We start from the raw sequence: 16,146 nt of genomic DNA on the forward strand, positions 1-16,146 counted from the left end.
CTTTACTTGCGGCTCTTTGTTTCGCAAAGAGCCGCCCGCATTACATCAGCACCACCGGTTTGATGACTTTACCGGAAGCTGAATCTGCGAAAGCCTGATTAATCTCTTCGAGCGGATAGAATTCGATAAGCTTATCAATGGGGAATTTTCCTTGTTTATAAAACTGTACCAGCTGCGGGATAAACAGCTGCGGCACGGCGTCTCCTTCGATTACTCCTATCAATGATTTACCTTCCGCCATTAGATCGTTTTGGACATTAAAGGTGATATCGCCCGTAAAGCCGACGACCGCCACCGTGCCTAACGGCTTAATCGCGTGGATTGCCTGCAGAACGATGGCGGCGACGCCGGTAGTTTCGATGGCGTAGTGCGCGCCTTTGCCGGTCAGTTGGCGAATAACCGCAACGCTATCTTCCTGTTTGCCATTGATCACGTGGGTTGCGCCGAGTTCACTTGCCAGCTCAAGGCGGTTCGCATGAATATCGACGGCGATGATTTGGCTACAGCCGGTGAGCTTTGCAGCCATAATGGCGCTTAAACCAACCGCGCCGCAGCCGAATACCACCAGCGATTCCCCGGCCACCGGTTTTAGTCGATTTAACACCGTGCCGCTACCGGTTTGAATTCCGCAACCCAGCGGACCAAGAAGCGATAGTTCGACTTCACGGTCGACAACAATAGCATTCGTCGCTTTGGTGACCACATACTGACTAAACGAAGATTGACCGAAGAAGACGGATAATTCTTGATCATCCAGACGATAAGGGGTGGTGCCATCGTCTAAGCGTCCACCAAAGTTTAAGTCATTGAAACTTTCGCACGCGGAAGGATGGTTGGTGAGGCAGTTTTCGCAGTGATGGCAGGCGGCGTAGCTCAGTACCACGTGATCGCCAATTTCGACCCCACGAACGGCATCACCGACGTTAACCACGATACCTGCGCCTTCGTGGCCAAGAATGGCGGGCATCGGCAGGATCCCGGCGTTATCGCGGATCACCGCGTCGGTATGACAAACGCCTGTGGCGACAATTTTTACCATCACTTCGTCTTTTTTAGGGGCGCTAACCTGAATATTTTTAATGCTAAATGGCTGTTGATAACCCAACGTCACGGCGGCTTTTACTTTCATTAGATACTCCTGACATTTTTCCCTGGAGAGTAGAGATTACACCTGGCCTGATGAAAATTTATCCTGTTCGTGCTGAAAATAAACAAAATGCGGGTAAAAACGGTTAGGTATCGGATCGGCGCGTGTTCGCCAAAACAGCTCAGCGATAGCGATCGCTGGGTGGTTATTCAGTCTGTTCCGGTGGACATCTTTTTTTTCATGCTTTTCGCCTGCCAACAATTGGATTATCAATCATTTTTGTCTAGAGTGAGCGGAATTCACGACGCAGATGTTTGCAACGTTGCGTATCCGTCGAACTCTCAAAAAGGACGCTTTTCCAGGCATGAACCGCAGACGTTTTCTTAAATCATCCATGGCTGTTGCCGCCGTATGCGGAACGTCAGGAGTCGCCTCGTTATTCACTAAAGCGGCTTTCGCCGCGGACTCTGCTATCGCCGATGGCCAGACGCGCCGCTTTGACTTTTCCGTCCTGCAGGCGATGGCTCATGACTTAGCCCGTCAGCCGTGGGGCGGCGCGCCGCGTGACCTGCCGCCGACGCTGGCGAATCTGACCCCTCAGGCCTATAACAGCATTCAGTATGATGCGGCGCATTCGCTGTGGAATAACGTTGAAGAGCGTAAGCTGGATATCCAGTTTTTCCATGTTGGTATGGGCTTCCGCCGCCGGGTGCGCATGTTCTCGCTGGACGCGCAGTCTCAGCAGGCGCGGGAGATACATTTCCGTCCGGAGCTGTTCCAGTACAACGACGCCGGCGTTGACACCAAACAGCTGGAAGGGCAGACCGATCTTGGTTTCGCCGGTTTCCGCGTGTTTAAGGCGCCGGAACTGGCGCGCCGCGATATCGTCGCCTTCCTGGGCGCCAGCTACTTCCGCGCGGTCGACAGCACTTACCAGTACGGCCTGTCGGCGCGTGGTCTGGCCGTCGACACCTTTACCGATACGCCGGAAGAGTTCCCGGATTTCACGTCATTCTGGTTTGAAACCGTCAAACCTGGCGCGACGGTGTTCACCGTTTACGCGCTGCTCGATAGCCCAAGCGTCACCGGCGCTTATAAGTTCACCGTGAATTGCCAGGAAACGCAGGTGATCATGGATGTCGAAAATCATCTCTATGCGCGCAAAGACATTAAGCAGTTGGGCATTGCGCCGATGACCAGCATGTTCAGCTGCGGTAATAACGAACGCCGGATGTGCGATACCATCCATCCGCAAATCCACGATTCTGACCGCCTGTCGATGTGGCGCGGCAACGGCGAGTGGATTTGTCGTCCGCTGAATAATCCGCAAAAGCTGCAGTTCAACGCGTTCCAGGATAAAAACCCGAAGGGATTTGGCCTGCTGCAGCTGGATCGCGATTTCAGCCATTATCAGGATGTGATGGGCTGGTATAACAAGCGCCCGAGCCTGTGGGTGGAGCCCCGTAATCAGTGGGGAAAAGGGGCCGTTAGCCTGATGGAAATCCCGACTACCGGCGAAACGTTGGACAATATCGTCTGCTTCTGGCAGCCGGAAAAACCGGTAAAAGCGGGTGATCAACTGGACTTTAGCTACCGCTTGTACTGGAGCGCGCAACCGCCGGTACGCTCTCCGCTGGCGCGAGTGCTGGCGACACGTACCGGAATGGGCGGCTTCCCGGAAGGATGGGCGCCGGGTGAACATTATCCGGACAAATGGGCGCGCCGCTTTGCTATCGATTTTGTTGGCGGCGACCTGAAAGCCGCGGCGCCGAAAGGCATTGAGCCGGTGATTACGCTCTCCAGCGGCGAGGCTAAGCAGGTAGAGATCCTCTACGTCGAGCCGTTTGACGGCTATCGAATTCTCTTTGACTGGTATCCGACTTCAGATTCCACCGATCCGGTGGAGATGCGCATGTTCCTGCGCTGCCGTGGCGACGCTATCAGCGAAACGTGGCTGTATCAGTACTTCCCGCCTGCGGCGGATCGGCGTAACTACGTTGATGACCGGATTATGAAATAACCAGGTCGTTGATACCCGCCCGCGGCGCGCTTCTGCGGGCGTTGTTGTTTATCAGTGAGATATTGCCATGACTGCCGAAAACGGCCCCACCATCGAAACTATCCCGGTCAACGAACAGCTGGCGCTGCGTGCGGTTGACGAACGTTACGTCAGTGAGCTACATCAACTGGTGCTCAAAAACCGTGACTGGTTGCAGCATACGTTAAGCTGGCCTGCGGAAGTGCTGAGTGAAGATGAAACCCGGCGCCATGTGCAGGGAAACGTGATGCTGCACCAGCGCGGTTATGCAAAAATGTTCCTGCTGTTTTTACAGAGGCAGATGATCGGCGTACTGTCATTTAACCAGATTGAACCGTTGAACAAGACGGCCTATATCGGCTACTGGATCGATCAAAACCATCAGGGGCAGGGACTGTTATCACAGGCGTTACAGGCGTTTATCCACCATTATGCGCAAACGGGCATCGTGCGCCGTTTCGTTATTAAATGTCGGGTCGCCAACCAGCGCAGTAATCAGGTGGCGCTGCGCAATGGTTTCCAACTGGAAGGTTGTCTGAAGCAGGCCGAGTTTTTAAATGGCGCGTATGACGATCAGAATATCTACGCGCGGATTATCGACCCGCAATAAGTGGCTATAGCGAACCCAGCAGCGGCGTACGGGTGATATGCTCGTCGCCGCTGACGATTTTGCGCCCGCGAAGATGAATTTTGTCACCCTCCAGCGCTTCGATACAGGCGTTACCGCAGATTTCTACCTGATGTTCGATAATCACATCGCCACGAATCGTCGCATGTCCTTCGATGAGTATCTCGTCATCCAGCAGAATGGGCCCGCCGAGAAGATGGGCGTGCCCGCCGACCATGACGCGATGCTTTAACAGGCAGTTGCCTTCGACCACGGCGTTTTCACCCACTTGCGCACTATAGCGCAGAGTCGGGATTTGATCCTCGCCGCGCCCGGCAACCAGTCGCGCGCAATCGTAGACCCGGGCGTTGTCACATATCCATACATCGTTATCTTCATTACCTTCAATACGTGCGTTATCGAACACTTCGGCACGGTGTTCAACAAAAGCATGCTCAACTACGGCATCACCGTAGATTTGCGCCTGATGAACAATCCGTGAGGCGCTGACCGTGGCGCGCTGATAAATTTGCAGCACTTTGTCGGCATCAGAAGTCAGCCCCTGAGCGGCAATCACCAGACAATGGGGGAGAATACGCGCCTGGTCGGCGATTCGGCAGACACCACGGATTTGCGATTGCTTTATAGTGACGTTGTCACTTATCCTGGCGCCGTGACTTACCTCAACATTATCAAGCCAGGCGTTATCGCTAATCGTCGCCCCGTGGCTTATTACGCAGGTGCCGGTCAGACGGGCGTTGTCGTCAACGTGCGCGCCAGCAAAGACGACGCTATTGGCGTCATATATCCAGCAGTCGCCGCCCTGGCTTAAAGCGGCTTCATCATCGAGCCAGCCACCTTCGCTACCCGCCTTAACGTCCGAGAAATCAATCAGCGCCACGATTTGCCGCAGATTTACGCTATGTTTAATTCCGTCTTCTTCGAAATGATACAGGCGGGCGTGCTCGCTCAGACGATATTTATTCATCAGTATCTCTCTTTACCGTTGGTTAACATAAACATAGCAAAAATCTCCGTAGCGCGTTTTATAAGGTTCCTTTAAAATGCAACTTAAAATTAAATTGAAAGTTTAAATAAAATGAATAAAAACGCAGTAAGCGACCGGGTGCTGAATCTACCGGCTGGCTATTTTGGTATAGTGCTGGGAATTATTGGCATGGGATTCGCCTGGCGCTATGCCAGTACCCTCTGGCCGGTGAGCAGGATTATTGGCGATGCGTTGGTGGTGCTGGCGACGATTATTTGGGCACTATTAATGATAGCGTTTATTGCACGGGCCATCCGTTTCCCGTGGAGCGTGCTACAGGAGATGCGTCATCCAGTGGCCAGCAGTTTTGTCAGTTTGCTTCCGGCGACAACGCTGTTGGTGGCAATCGGCTTTGTCCCCTGGTACCGAGCGTTATCATTGGGGTTATTTATTATCGGGGTAGTGCTGCAGCTATGCTATGCGGCCTGGCAGAGCGCCGGGCTGTGGCGGGGTAAACATCCGGGAGCGGCGACGACGCCCGGTTTATATCTGCCGACTGTCGCCAACAATTTTATCAGCGCCATGGCCTGCGGCGCGCTGGGATTCAGCGATGCCGGACTGGTGTTTCTCGGCGCCGGCGTCTTCTCCTGGCTCAGCCTGGAGCCGGTAATCCTACAGCGTTTGCGCAGCAACGGCGAGCTACCGGCGGCATTGCGGACATCGTTGGGCATCCAGCTGGCGCCTGCTCTGGTGGCCTGTAGCGCGTGGCTCAGCGTCAATGGCGGCGACGGTGATACGTTTGCCAAAATGTTATTTGGTTACGGGCTGTTGCAGTTGCTATTTATGCTGCGCCTGATGCCGTGGTATCTGCAGCAGCCGTTTAATGCTTCATTCTGGAGCTTCTCGTTCGGGATTTCCGCACTGGCGACCACCGGCCTGCATCTGGGGCACGCTCAGCCGCACGGTTTTTTCCATACGCTGGCGATCCCCTTATTTATTTTTAGCAACCTGATTATCGGCCTGCTGCTGCTGCGTACCTTTCTTCTGCTGGTGCGGGGTAAACTGTTAATTCGCGTAGACCGTGCCACTTTATTGCCAAACAAGGATTAATCATGACGACTCGTGACGAAAACTACTTTACAGAAAAATATGGCCTCACGCGCACCCACTCAGAAGTGGTGTATGCCGCCTCGCTGATGCAGCCGGGCCAAACGCTTGACCTCGGCTGCGGCAATGGTCGCAACAGCCTGTATCTGGCGGCGAAAGGTTACAACGTCACTGCGTGGGATAAGAATCCCATGAGTATCGATAATCTGGAGACCATTCGTCAGGCAGAAGGACTGGAAAACCTGCAGACGGCGATTAAGGATCTGAATACGCTGAGTTTTGATGGCGAGTATGATTTTATTCTTTCTACAGTGGTGATGATGTTCCTGGAAGCTAAAACCATCCCTGGTCTTATCGCCAACATGCAGCGCTGCACGAAGCCTGGCGGCTATAACCTGATTGTGGCAGCCATGGATACCGAAGATTACCCTTGTACCGTGGGTTTCCCGTTCGCCTTCAAACCTGAAGAACTGCGCGACTATTATGCTGGCTGGCAGTTCCTCAAGTACAACGAAGATGTCGGCGAATTGCACCGCACCGACGCCAGCGGCAACCGCATCAAGCTACGCTTCGCCACGATGCTGGCGCGTAAACCGGCTTAATCCGCCGCCAGCAGGCACAGCTGCAGGGCGGTTAGATAGGAGGCCTCAAAGGCGCGCAGCGGCAAAAATTCGAATTTCGAATGGAAATTATGCGCGCCGGTGAAGAAGTTCGGCGTCAGCAGCCCCTTTGCCGATAACGCTGCGCCGTCGGTACCGCCGCGCATCGGCGTGGGTTTTGGCGTTATACCGAGGCTTTCCATCGCGGTGAACATCAGGTCAATAGCCCGGCGGTCTTCGCCAATGGCGTTACTGATATTGCTGTAAGTATCGCTTATCGTGAATTCAACCCTGGCAGTAGGGTACTGGGCGGCGATTTTCTCTGCCGCTTCGCCAATCTGTTGTTTACGGCGGTTAAAGCTGTCCAGATCGAAATCGCGAATGTTGGCCTGCAACCTTGTGCTGTTCTGATCGCCATGAATACCGTTAAACCATACGTAGCCTTCGCGCCCGGCGGTGTGCTCCGGCGTCTGCTGGCGGTCGAAATAGCTCATGAAGTCGGTAGCCATTAACAGCGGGTTAACTAATACGCCTTTGGCGGACATCGGGTGTGCGGTTACGCCGGTAAACCGTATCTCCGCAGAGGCGGCGTTAAAGTTTTCATAAACGATCTCGCCCAGTTCGCAGCAGTCGATGGTCCAGGCAAAATCGACGGCAAAACGCGAGAGATCCAGCGCTTTTGCCCCGCGAAGACCCACTTCTTCATCCGGGACGAACGCCACGACGATATCGCCATGCTTATGTTCGGCGGTCAGGTTTTCCAGCAGCGTCATGACAACGGTCACCGCCGCTTTGTTATCGGCACCCAGTACGCTGGTGCCGTCGCTGAAAATAATCTCTTCATCACGGTAGGCCAGAATTTCCGGATGCTCGTTAACCCGCAGCCAGATTTGCTGTTCCGAATTAAGGCAGAGATCTTCACCAGTAAATCGCAGAATTTGCGGATGAATATCCGGCGACAGTCCGACATCAACGGTATCAATATGCGTGATAAAGCCGATCCGCGGCGCACCGGGGACGGTGCCTTTTTTTACCGCCGTTACGGTCGCGTGCTCGTCGACAACGATATCGTCAAGGCCAAACTGACGTAGCTCGTCCGCTAACGCCTGCGCCATCTGATGTTGTCCGGGCGTCGTGGGTAACGTGGTTGCTCGTGGATCGCTTTGGCTGGTGATAGCCAGATAGCGAAAGAAGCGCTGGGTTAATTGTCTGGTTAAGGGCGAGGCCATAGTGTTTCCTTCTTAATTTATTATTTCGGGTGTTTGCAATCTGGCTTTAGTGTTATCTATGGGCAATAAAACAAAAAGCTATTCATTAGTCAAAAAATGAAAAGGGAAACGCATGCAACGCACATTTACTTCAATAGCTCTGACGATAGCGGCATTAGCGGTGAGTTCCGCTGTGAATGCGAAAACACTGGTTTATTGCTCTGAAGGCTCGCCGGAAAACTTTAATCCGCAGCTTTATACTTCCGGGACCAGCGTCGATGCCAGCGCGGTACCGATATATAACCGGCTGGTGGACTTTAAAGTTGGCACCACGGAATTGCAGCCCAGCCTGGCGGAAAGCTGGGAGGTGAGCGACGATGGCAAAGTTTATACTTTCCACTTACGCAAGGGCGTTAAATTCCAAAGTAATAAGTATTTTAAACCGACCCGTGATTTTAATGCCGATGACGTTATTTTTTCCTTTATGCGGCAAAAGGATCCGAATAACCCTTATCATAACGTCTCTAATGGCAACTACTCCAATTTTGAAAGCCTGGAGTTTGGTTCGTTAATTACCGCAATTGATAAACCGGATGAATATACGGTGCGTTTTACCCTCGCGCACCCCGAGGCGCCTTTTGTCGCTGACCTCGGCTGGTATTTTGCTTCAATCCTCTCTGCAGAATATGCCGATGCGATGCTGAAAGCCGGAACCCCGCAGCGCGTTGATATGGATCCCATCGGGACCGGGCCATTTAAGCTGGCGCAATACCAAAAAGATTCGCGGATTTTGTTTACCGCATTCCCTGATTACTGGCAGGGAAAAGCGAAAATCGATCGTCTAGTATTTAGTATTACGCCTGATGCCTCGGTGCGTTACGCTAAGCTTGAGAAAAATGAGTGTCAGGTCATGCCATTCCCCAATCCCGCCGATTTACCGCGGATGAAAGAGAATCCGCAGATCAATCTGATGAGCAAAGCCGGGCTTAATACCGGGTTCCTTGCCTTCAACACGCAGAAAGCGCCGCTGGATAACGTTAAGGTACGCCAGGCATTGGCTATGGCTATCAACAAACCGGCAATTATTGACGCGGTGTTCCACGGTACCGGTACGGTAGCGAAAAATCTGCTGCCGCCTGGCGTCTGGAGTGCAGATGCCGATCTGCAGGACTACAGTTGGGATCTGGAAAAAGCCAAAGTGCTGCTGCGTGAATCCGGCGTGAAGGGTCCCATCACCATCGACCTGTGGGCGATGCCGGTTCAGCGTCCCTATAACCCGAATGCGAAACGGATGGCGGAAATGATCCAGGCCGACTGGGCTAAAATCGGCGTGCAGACCAAAATCACCACCTATGAATGGGGCGAATACCTTAAGCGGGTGAAAGACGGCGAGCATCAGGCGGCGTTGATGGGCTGGACCACCGCGACCGGCGACCCGGATAACTTCTTTGGCCCATTATTTACCTGCCAGTCGGCCAACGGCGGTTCTAATTCGGCGAAATGGTGCTACGCGCCGTTTGATAAAATTATCGCCGAAGCCAAAACCATCACCGACAGGCCACAACGAGAAGCTTTGTATAAACAGGCGCAGCAGATGATGCACGATCAAATGCCGGCCGTGATGATTGCGCACTCAACTATTTTTGAGCCGGTAAGTAAATCGGTGACCGGGTATGAAATCGACCCGTTTGGTAAACATATTTTTTATCAAGTGGACGTAAAATAAACACCATAAATAAATCCGCCGCGTTGGCGGATTTATTTTTTGCAAGGAGTTGACGGACCACCTTTTTTGTCACAAAACTTAGCGTGGGAATTTGTTATAAATCTTGCCGACAAACTGCATTTACAGGGATCATCCATGCGTACGAAAACGTTATTTAAAGTAGCCGCTCTGGCCGGGCTACTGGCATTAACCGGTTGTGCATCCAAACTGGCGCAACCGAATCAGTATTCCGGGTTCTTAAAAGATTACTCTAAGTTAAAAGAGACTACCTCGGCTTCCGGCAAACCAGAGCTGCGCTGGATCTCCCCGGACTACAATCCGAGCAATTACGACAATGTTGTCTACCGTCCAATCACCTACTACCCGGTGCCGAAACCAACGACTCAGGTAGGGGAGAAAGCGCTGCAGGACATCCTCAATTACACCAACAAGCAGATGAAACAGGCCATCAGCGAACGTAAACCGTTGGCGACTACGGCTGGCCCGCGCAGCCTGATTTTCCGCGGCGCAATCACCGGTGTTGATACCAGTAAAGAAGGTCTGCAGTTCTATGAAGTGATCCCGGTGGCGATGATTGTCGCGGGTACCCAGGCGGCAACCGGCCATCGCACGATGGACACGAATCTCTACTTCGAAGGCGAACTGATCGACGCGAAGACCAATAAACCGGTTATTAAAGTTGTACGTAAGGGCGAAGGCAAAACGCTGTCTAATGAGAGCACGCCGCTGACCGCTGATACGTTGAAACAGGTGATTGATGATATGGCGATCGACGCGGTGAAATTCGATCCGTCACAGAAGTAATTGATGCGTTAAGCCCGTCTGGCGCGATGCCTGACGGGCTTATTATTAGGCCAGCCGGCGGCGCAAAAACAGCTGTTCGGGGCGGGCGAACATCACAAGATTTCCTACCAGTATTAACGCCAGACCTATCACCGCATTGCTATGCCAGACGTAACCTTCGTAGAAGGTGGAGATAGTTAATGCCACCAGCGGGAAAAGCAGCGTGCTATAGGCCGCTTTGCTGGCCCCGATACGGCCTACCAGAGTGAAATAAGCGCCGAACGCGATAACCGAACCGAACAACGCCAGATACAGCAGGGCGCCCATATAACTCCAGGTCCACTGCGGCGTAAAGTTATCGCCGCGCAGCAGCGCGATCGCCCCCATCACCAGGGTGCCGTAAAACATGGCCCAGCTATTGGTGGTTAATGTCTCAAGCCCGCGGCGCTGGTGGCGAATACTCAACATGTTGCCTAATGAAAAACCGTACGTTCCCAGGGCGCTCAGGCCAATTCCCCACAGCAGCGACGCGTTTAGACCATTGGCGAGGAGATCGTCCCAGAAAAGGGTGACAATTCCTGCGAGCCCCAGTGCCGCAGCCAGCCAAAAGCGCCCCGGTGGCTGCTGGCGGAAGAAAATAAAACTATTGATCGCGTTAAATAATACCGCCATCGAAAAGATCACCGACTCAAGGCCGGTATTGATATGCGCCGCGGCGGTATAAAAACACCAGAAGTTAAAGCAAAAGACGCAGCAGCCTTGCAGCATGCAAAACAGATGATCGCGCATCGCCAGCGGGCGCAGGCGGCGGGTAATCAGCAAAATTGTCAGCATAGTGACGCTGGCGACGGCAAAGCGCCAGAAAATCGATACCGGCGCGGCGACGGGCCCTTGTTGTAAAAAGATAGCAATCCATGTGGTACCCCAGATAACCACCACCAGCCCGTAGAGTAATGCGTTCAAAATGTCTCTCCTTTAATATGCCTGGCGTAAGTGTGCGATTTTTCCTGGCAAAGCGCTGTCACCGTTTTGTTGCTGACTTGCAAAATCTTGCGCTTATTTTTCACAAGCTCATGGTCAATGCTGGTAAGCGGTGATGACAATTCATAGACTAGAGGTCTGCGGATTAAAAACGATGTGAAGGCTATGGCATACGGGACGTTCGAAACATTACAACAACAGAATGCGGTGCTGCGGGGGACCGTAGAACTCAATTCCGGGATCCAGCTTGCCGCGTGGTACAACGACCTTGACCGGATCACGGTGCGCAGCGACCACCACACATTGAGCCTGTATATTGCCGATGGTTACGAAAGCTACCAAAAAACGCCCTACGGCTGGAGGAACGGCGGCGGGCCGGATCGTTTTTGTCTGATGCCAAAGGGGGACGAAAGCACCTGGGATATTCGCGGCGATCTTTCGTTCGTTCATCTCTATTGCACCGATGAGCACCTACGCCGCGTCGGCGAGCAAATTTGGGACCGCAGCCCGGCGTCTTTCACCTTGCAGGAAAAAACCTTCGCCAGCGATGACAAAATTACCGCGGTTTATCGTCAGTTTCTGCTCGATAACGACTGGCGCCAGCAGGCTAATCAATTACTGTTAAGCTCGGCCAGTACGCTGCTGTTAACGCATCTGATTCAAAACTATTCGAACGTCCAGTGGCGTCTGCCGACGGTTACCGGTGGCCTGGCGCCGCATCTGTTGCGTAATCTGTTGGCGTGGATTGAGGAGCACCTCGAGCAGCCGCTTACGCTTGCCGATCTTGCCGCCCAGGCGTCGCTTAGCGAATACCATTTTGCGCGGATGTTCCGCCAGTCAATGAATATGGCGCCGCACCAGTATGTGATGCAGCGGCGGATGATCAAGGCGCAACATCTGATTTGCCACACCCAACGGCCGTTGACCGAGATAGCGCTGGCCTGCGGATTTAGCTCCGCCAGCCATTTTAGTCACCGGGTTAAGAGCGCCACGGGTCTTACGCCAAGCCAGCTACGCGCGGCGCAGCGTGGTTAACAGCATATAGCTGATACCGCCGAGGACCAGCCCCCAAAAGGCCGAACCGACGCCTGCAAGGCTAACACCGCTGGCGGTGACTAAAAATGTTACTACTGCGGCGTCGCGCTCGTTTTCATGCCCCAGCGCCTGATAGAGGCTGCCGCTAATGGTTCCTAACAATGCCAGCCCCGCCAGCATCTGGATCCACACCGGCGGCAGCGCCGCCATTAGCGCGGTTATCGAACCGCCAAATAGCCCCGCCAACAGATAAAACACACCGGCCGCCGCTGCGGCGAGCCAGCGCTTATCCGCATCCGGATGCGCATCCGGGCTTTGGCAGATGGCGGCGGTAATGGCGGCGATGCACACGGAATAGACGCCAAATGGTGAGAATAGCAGCGCCAGCGCGCCGGTGAATACGATAAGCGGCGAGACCGGAACCCGATAGCCTGATGCCTGAATGGTCGCCAGGCCGGGCGCGTTCTGTGACGCCATGGTGACAAGGAAAAACGGTACACCGACGCTGAGCAGTAGCGAAGGGGTGAACTGCGGCGTAATCCACTGCGGAGCAACAAAAACCATATCGTTTGCCACTGGCGACAGCGCGCCGGTTAGCAGGGCGATGATCCCGCCCGCCGCTAACGCCGCAACGACCGCAAAACGTGGGTAAAGCGCTTTGCATAACAGCCAGGCGGCGAACATCCCGCCGCATAGCGGGAGATTATCCTGCAAACTGCCAAATGCCTGCAGACCAAAACGCAGTAGGATCCCCGCCAGCATTGCCGCCGCCAGCGAATGCGGAATGATCTTCATGAGGCGGGCAAACAGTCCCGTCACGCCGCATAGCAGAATCAGGGCGTTGGCGAAAACAAATATTCCCACCGCCTGCGCCAGCGTCGCTCCCTGTAATCCACTGACCAGTAAAGCCGCGCCTGGAGTTGACCATGCGGTGAGAATGGGGACTTTCCGCCATAGCGTTAATACCAGCGTGCTGACGCCCATTGCCAGGCCAAGGGCGGTCATCCAGCCAGCTATTTGCCCGGCGTCGGCGCCAGCGGCGGCGGCCGCTTGCCAGATGATGGCGGCGGAGCTGGCGTAGCCTACCAGCACGGCGACAAATCCCGCGAGCAGCGTGGGGATGGGAAGGGTAAACGAACGCATGAACACCTCTTGTGCGTTATAACATACGACGAAGGTAGCATTGTGCGTTATAGCGTACAACTGGTAATATCAAGAAAATGACGAGGAGCCCCCAATGAATATTGCCCAACATCTGGCATTGACGCTGAAAAGCCTGCGTCAGCAGCGCGGCTGGAGTTTGTCGCGGCTGGCGGAAGAAACCGGAGTATCAAAGGCGATGCTCGGGCAAATTGAACGTAATGAATCCAGTCCAACGGTCGCGACGTTGTGGAAGATAGCCACTGGCCTCAATGTGGCGTTTTCGACTTTTATTGTCGCTGATGAGGCCGCAGCGCCCGCTGCCTTCGACCCACAGCAGCAGGCGATGGTGGTGACGCCGATTTTTCCCTGGGATCCTGAGCTACGTTTTGACCATTTTTCAATTACCCTCGCCCCCGGCGCGCTGAGCGAATCGACGCCGCATGAGACCGGCGTCATTGAACATGTCGTGGTCATTAGCGGTACGCTGGATTTATGTCTGCAGGGGCAGTGGCATTCATTGCAGGCGGGAGAAGGGCGGCGCTTTGCCGGCGACCTGACGCACGCTTACCGCAATAGCGGCGCGCAGACGGCGCACTTTCATTCACTGATTCATTATCCAAAAGAAAAAGCCGCGGATTAATCCGCGGCCAATCAAGATGACTGAGACTAAAATTCACAACGTGACGAGGAAAATCCGGAATACGCAGCCACTGTAACCTTGCCGGGTTTTCATGAGAAATAGCTTTTTCTTCAATGCTTTGCCGATTTCTGCAAATTCGCTGTGTGGGTGCGGCGGAAAATGTTTTCGTCTACGCCCAGTTCTGACTACAATAGCCGCCATTTCGACCCCCTATAACGGATAACGACGAGCGTATGCGCCTGCAAAACCATCATCTTGAACTTCTTAGTCCTGCCCGCGATGCCGGGATCGCCCGTGAAGCGATTTTACACGGCGCCGACGCGGTCTATATCGGCGGGCCGGGCTTCGGCGCGCGGCATAATGCCAGCAATAGCCTGAGCGATATCGCCAACCTGGTGCCTTTTGCGCATCGCTTTGGCGCGAAGGTGTTTGTGACGCTGAATACCATTCTTCATGATGATGAACTGGAACCCGCGCAACGGCTGATTACCGATCTGTACGAGACCGGCGTTGATGCGCTGATCGTGCAGGATATGGGGATTATGGAGCTGGATCTGCCGCCGATTGAGCTGCACGCGAGCACCCAGTGCGATATTCGCAGCGTCGAGAAGGCTAAGTTTCTCTCTGATGCAGGCTTCAGCCAGATTGTTCTGGCCCGCGAACTCAACCTCGATCAAATTAAAGCGATCTACGATAATACCGACGCGACTATCGAGTTCTTTATTCACGGCGCCTTATGTGTAGCCTATTCCGGTCAGTGCTATATTTCTCACGCGCAAACCGGACGTAGCGCCAACCGCGGCGACTGCTCTCAGGCTTGCCGCCTGCCTTACACCCTGAAAGACGATCAGGGGCGCGTCGTGGCCTATGAAAAACATTTATTGTCGATGAAAGATAACGATCAGACTGCCAACCTGGCGGCATTGATCGACGCCGGCGTGCGCTCCTTTAAGATTGAAGGGCGTTATAAGGATATGAGTTATGTGAAAAATATCACCGCTCACTATCGTCAGATGCTGGATCGTATTATTGAAGACCGCGGCGATCTCGCGCGTTCTTCCGCCGGGCGCACCGAACACTTCTTCGTGCCGTCGACCGATAAAACGTTCCATCGCGGCAGCACCGACTATTTTGTTAACGCGCGTAAGGGCGATATCGGCGCGTTTGATTCGCCGAAATTTATCGGCCTGCCGGTAGGCGAAGTATTAAAAGTCGGAAAAGATTATCTCGATGTCGAAGTGACCGACGCGTTGACTAACGGCGACGGTCTGAATGTGATGATCAAACGTGAAGTTGTCGGCTTCCGCGCCAATACGGTGGAGAAAACGGGGCAAAATCGTTATCGCGTCTGGCCAAACGAAATGCCGGCAGACCTGCATAAAGTGCGTCCGCACGAGGCGCTTAATCGTAACCTCGATCATAACTGGCAGCAGGCGCTACTGAAAACTTCCAGCGAGCGCCGCATTGCGGTTGATATCGCGCTGAGCGGCTGGCAGGAACAGCTGGTGCTGACCATGACCTGCGAAGACGGCGTCAGCGTCACGCATACACTGGATGGCGAATTCGCCGAAGCGACCCAGGCGGAAAAAGCGCTGGCCAATCTGCGAGATGGCGTGGCGAAGCTCGGGCAGACTATTTACTACCCGCGTGATGTGCAGATTAATCTGCCTGCGCTGTTTGTACCGAACAGTATGCTTAACCAACTGCGCCGTGAAACGGCAGAGATGCTCGATCGGGCGCGCCTCGATGCCTGGCAGCGCGGTACGCGTAAACCGGTCTCCGTACCACCGCCGGTGTATCCGGAAACGCATTTGTCGTTCCTGGCGAACGTTTATAACCACAAAGCGCGCGCTTTCTACCAGCGCTATGGCGTACAGCTGATCGATGCGGCGTATGAAGCTCATGAAGAGAAGGGCGACGTGCCGGTGATGATCACCAAGCACTGCCTGCGTTTTGCCTTCAACCTATGTCCGAAGCAGGCTAAAGGCTCGATTAAGAGCTGGAAGGCGACGCCGATGCAGCTGATCCATGGTGACGAAGTGTTAACGCTGAAATTTGATTGCCGTCCATGCGAAATGCACGTGGTGGGTAAAATCAAAAATCACATCCTCAAGATGCCGCATCCGGGCAGTATCGTCGCCTCCGTCAGTCCTGACGAGCTGATGAAAACGTTGCCCAAGCGTAAAGGCGCGTAAGGGCCGTTC

General features: G+C 54.0%; 14 protein-coding genes. 9 read left to right on the forward strand and 5 right to left on the reverse strand.

Annotated features, from left to right (window positions below):
• Positions 1 to 40: 40 nt before the first annotated feature.
• The gene (locus PGQ95_RS06855) at positions 41 to 1,129 is read right to left on the reverse strand and encodes an NAD(P)-dependent alcohol dehydrogenase (RefSeq protein ID WP_430917425.1); all 1,089 of its coding nucleotides are present in this window, start codon (positions 1,127 to 1,129) and stop codon (positions 41 to 43) included.
• Between the two features lie 322 nt (positions 1,130 to 1,451).
• Here PGQ95_RS06855 and PGQ95_RS06860 point away from each other — a divergent pair, with 322 nt between their 5' ends.
• Together PGQ95_RS06860 and rimL are read left to right on the forward strand one after the other, a co-directional pair.
• Positions 1,452 to 3,107 (forward strand): glucan biosynthesis protein D, encoded by a 1,656-nt coding sequence (locus PGQ95_RS06860; RefSeq protein ID WP_087859511.1) that lies wholly within the window; start codon positions 1,452 to 1,454, stop codon positions 3,105 to 3,107.
• A gap of 67 nt (positions 3,108 to 3,174) precedes the next feature.
• Positions 3,175 to 3,735, forward strand: coding sequence for a 50S ribosomal protein L7/L12-serine acetyltransferase (gene rimL / locus PGQ95_RS06865; protein ID WP_430917427.1), 561 nt, complete (start codon positions 3,175 to 3,177; stop codon positions 3,733 to 3,735).
• Positions 3,736 to 3,739: 4 nt separating this feature from the next.
• Here the strand turns inward: rimL and ydcK are convergent, their stop codons facing one another.
• Positions 3,740 to 4,720 (reverse strand): YdcK family protein, encoded by a 981-nt coding sequence (gene ydcK / locus PGQ95_RS06870; RefSeq protein WP_430917429.1) that lies wholly within the window; start codon positions 4,718 to 4,720, stop codon positions 3,740 to 3,742.
• Between the two features lie 111 nt (positions 4,721 to 4,831).
• Here ydcK and tehA point away from each other — a divergent pair, with 111 nt between their 5' ends.
• Both tehA and tehB read left to right on the forward strand, forming a co-directional pair.
• Entirely contained in the window at positions 4,832 to 5,830 is a 999-nt protein-coding gene (gene tehA / locus PGQ95_RS06875) for a dicarboxylate transporter/tellurite-resistance protein TehA (RefSeq protein WP_430917431.1), read from the forward strand.
• A gap of 2 nt (positions 5,831 to 5,832) precedes the next feature.
• Positions 5,833 to 6,429: a tellurite resistance methyltransferase TehB gene (gene tehB / locus PGQ95_RS06880; protein ID WP_430917433.1), complete on the forward strand. Its 597-nt coding sequence runs from the start codon at positions 5,833 to 5,835 to the stop codon at positions 6,427 to 6,429.
• Here tehB and pepT read toward each other — a convergent pair.
• Positions 6,426 to 7,655 carry a peptidase T gene (pepT, locus tag PGQ95_RS06885; protein ID WP_430917435.1) on the reverse strand — a complete coding sequence of 410 codons (1,230 nt, stop codon included), beginning with the start codon at positions 7,653 to 7,655 and terminating at the stop codon, positions 6,426 to 6,428. The two genes, tehB and pepT, sit on opposite strands and share 4 nt — an antisense overlap.
• A gap of 112 nt (positions 7,656 to 7,767) precedes the next feature.
• On the opposite strand from pepT, the gene PGQ95_RS06890 reads away from it, so the two are divergent.
• Positions 7,768 to 9,360, forward strand: coding sequence for an ABC transporter substrate-binding protein (locus PGQ95_RS06890; protein ID WP_183269070.1), 1,593 nt, complete (start codon positions 7,768 to 7,770; stop codon positions 9,358 to 9,360).
• Positions 9,361 to 9,495: 135 nt separating this feature from the next.
• A complete protein-coding gene (locus PGQ95_RS06895) occupies positions 9,496 to 10,164 on the forward strand; it encodes a DUF3313 domain-containing protein (protein WP_087859521.1) in 669 nt (222 codons plus the stop codon).
• A 45-nt stretch (positions 10,165 to 10,209) separates the two neighbouring features.
• Here the strand turns inward: PGQ95_RS06895 and PGQ95_RS06900 are convergent, their stop codons facing one another.
• Positions 10,210 to 11,106 (reverse strand): DMT family transporter, encoded by an 897-nt coding sequence (locus PGQ95_RS06900; RefSeq protein WP_213316169.1) that lies wholly within the window; start codon positions 11,104 to 11,106, stop codon positions 10,210 to 10,212.
• A gap of 183 nt (positions 11,107 to 11,289) precedes the next feature.
• On the opposite strand from PGQ95_RS06900, the gene PGQ95_RS06905 reads away from it, so the two are divergent.
• A complete protein-coding gene (locus PGQ95_RS06905; protein ID WP_087859524.1) occupies positions 11,290 to 12,159 on the forward strand; it encodes a helix-turn-helix domain-containing protein in 870 nt (289 codons plus the stop codon).
• Here the strand turns inward: PGQ95_RS06905 and PGQ95_RS06910 are convergent.
• Positions 12,136 to 13,308 carry a benzoate/H(+) symporter BenE family transporter gene (locus PGQ95_RS06910; protein WP_271032627.1) on the reverse strand — a complete coding sequence of 391 codons (1,173 nt, stop codon included), beginning with the start codon at positions 13,306 to 13,308 and terminating at the stop codon, positions 12,136 to 12,138. The two genes, PGQ95_RS06905 and PGQ95_RS06910, sit on opposite strands and share 24 nt — an antisense overlap.
• 88 nt (positions 13,309 to 13,396) lie before the next feature.
• On the opposite strand from PGQ95_RS06910, the gene PGQ95_RS06915 reads away from it, so the two are divergent.
• Both PGQ95_RS06915 and PGQ95_RS06920 read left to right on the forward strand, forming a co-directional pair.
• Positions 13,397 to 13,942: a helix-turn-helix domain-containing protein gene (locus tag PGQ95_RS06915; protein ID WP_430917438.1), complete on the forward strand. Its 546-nt coding sequence runs from the start codon at positions 13,397 to 13,399 to the stop codon at positions 13,940 to 13,942.
• A 233-nt stretch (positions 13,943 to 14,175) separates the two neighbouring features.
• A complete protein-coding gene (locus PGQ95_RS06920; RefSeq protein ID WP_430917440.1) occupies positions 14,176 to 16,137 on the forward strand; it encodes a peptidase U32 family protein in 1,962 nt (653 codons plus the stop codon).
• Positions 16,138 to 16,146 lie beyond the last annotated feature (9 nt).

Origin of the sequence: Klebsiella sp. 141240, assembly GCF_050600805.1 — a bacterium.
Taxonomy (GTDB): domain Bacteria; phylum Pseudomonadota; class Gammaproteobacteria; order Enterobacterales; family Enterobacteriaceae; genus Klebsiella; species Klebsiella aerogenes.

Coding starts and splice junctions, on each gene's coding strand:
- PGQ95_RS06915 (WP_430917438.1), top strand. CDS start 13,397: ATGAATATTGCCCAACATCTGGCATTGACGCTGAAAAGCCTGCGTCAG.
- PGQ95_RS06860 (WP_087859511.1), top strand. CDS start 1,452: ATGAACCGCAGACGTTTTCTTAAATCATCCATGGCTGTTGCCGCCGTA.
- PGQ95_RS06855 (WP_430917425.1), bottom strand. CDS start 1,129: ATGAAAGTAAAAGCCGCCGTGACGTTGGGTTATCAACAGCCATTTAGC.
- pepT (WP_430917435.1), bottom strand. CDS start 7,655: ATGGCCTCGCCCTTAACCAGACAATTAACCCAGCGCTTCTTTCGCTAT.
- PGQ95_RS06895 (WP_087859521.1), top strand. CDS start 9,496: ATGCGTACGAAAACGTTATTTAAAGTAGCCGCTCTGGCCGGGCTACTG.
- PGQ95_RS06920 (WP_430917440.1), top strand. CDS start 14,176: ATGCGCCTGCAAAACCATCATCTTGAACTTCTTAGTCCTGCCCGCGAT.
- ydcK (WP_430917429.1), bottom strand. CDS start 4,720: ATGAATAAATATCGTCTGAGCGAGCACGCCCGCCTGTATCATTTCGAA.
- PGQ95_RS06890 (WP_183269070.1), top strand. CDS start 7,768: ATGCAACGCACATTTACTTCAATAGCTCTGACGATAGCGGCATTAGCG.
- rimL (WP_430917427.1), top strand. CDS start 3,175: ATGACTGCCGAAAACGGCCCCACCATCGAAACTATCCCGGTCAACGAA.
- PGQ95_RS06905 (WP_087859524.1), top strand. CDS start 11,290: ATGGCATACGGGACGTTCGAAACATTACAACAACAGAATGCGGTGCTG.
- tehA (WP_430917431.1), top strand. CDS start 4,832: ATGAATAAAAACGCAGTAAGCGACCGGGTGCTGAATCTACCGGCTGGC.
- tehB (WP_430917433.1), top strand. CDS start 5,833: ATGACGACTCGTGACGAAAACTACTTTACAGAAAAATATGGCCTCACG.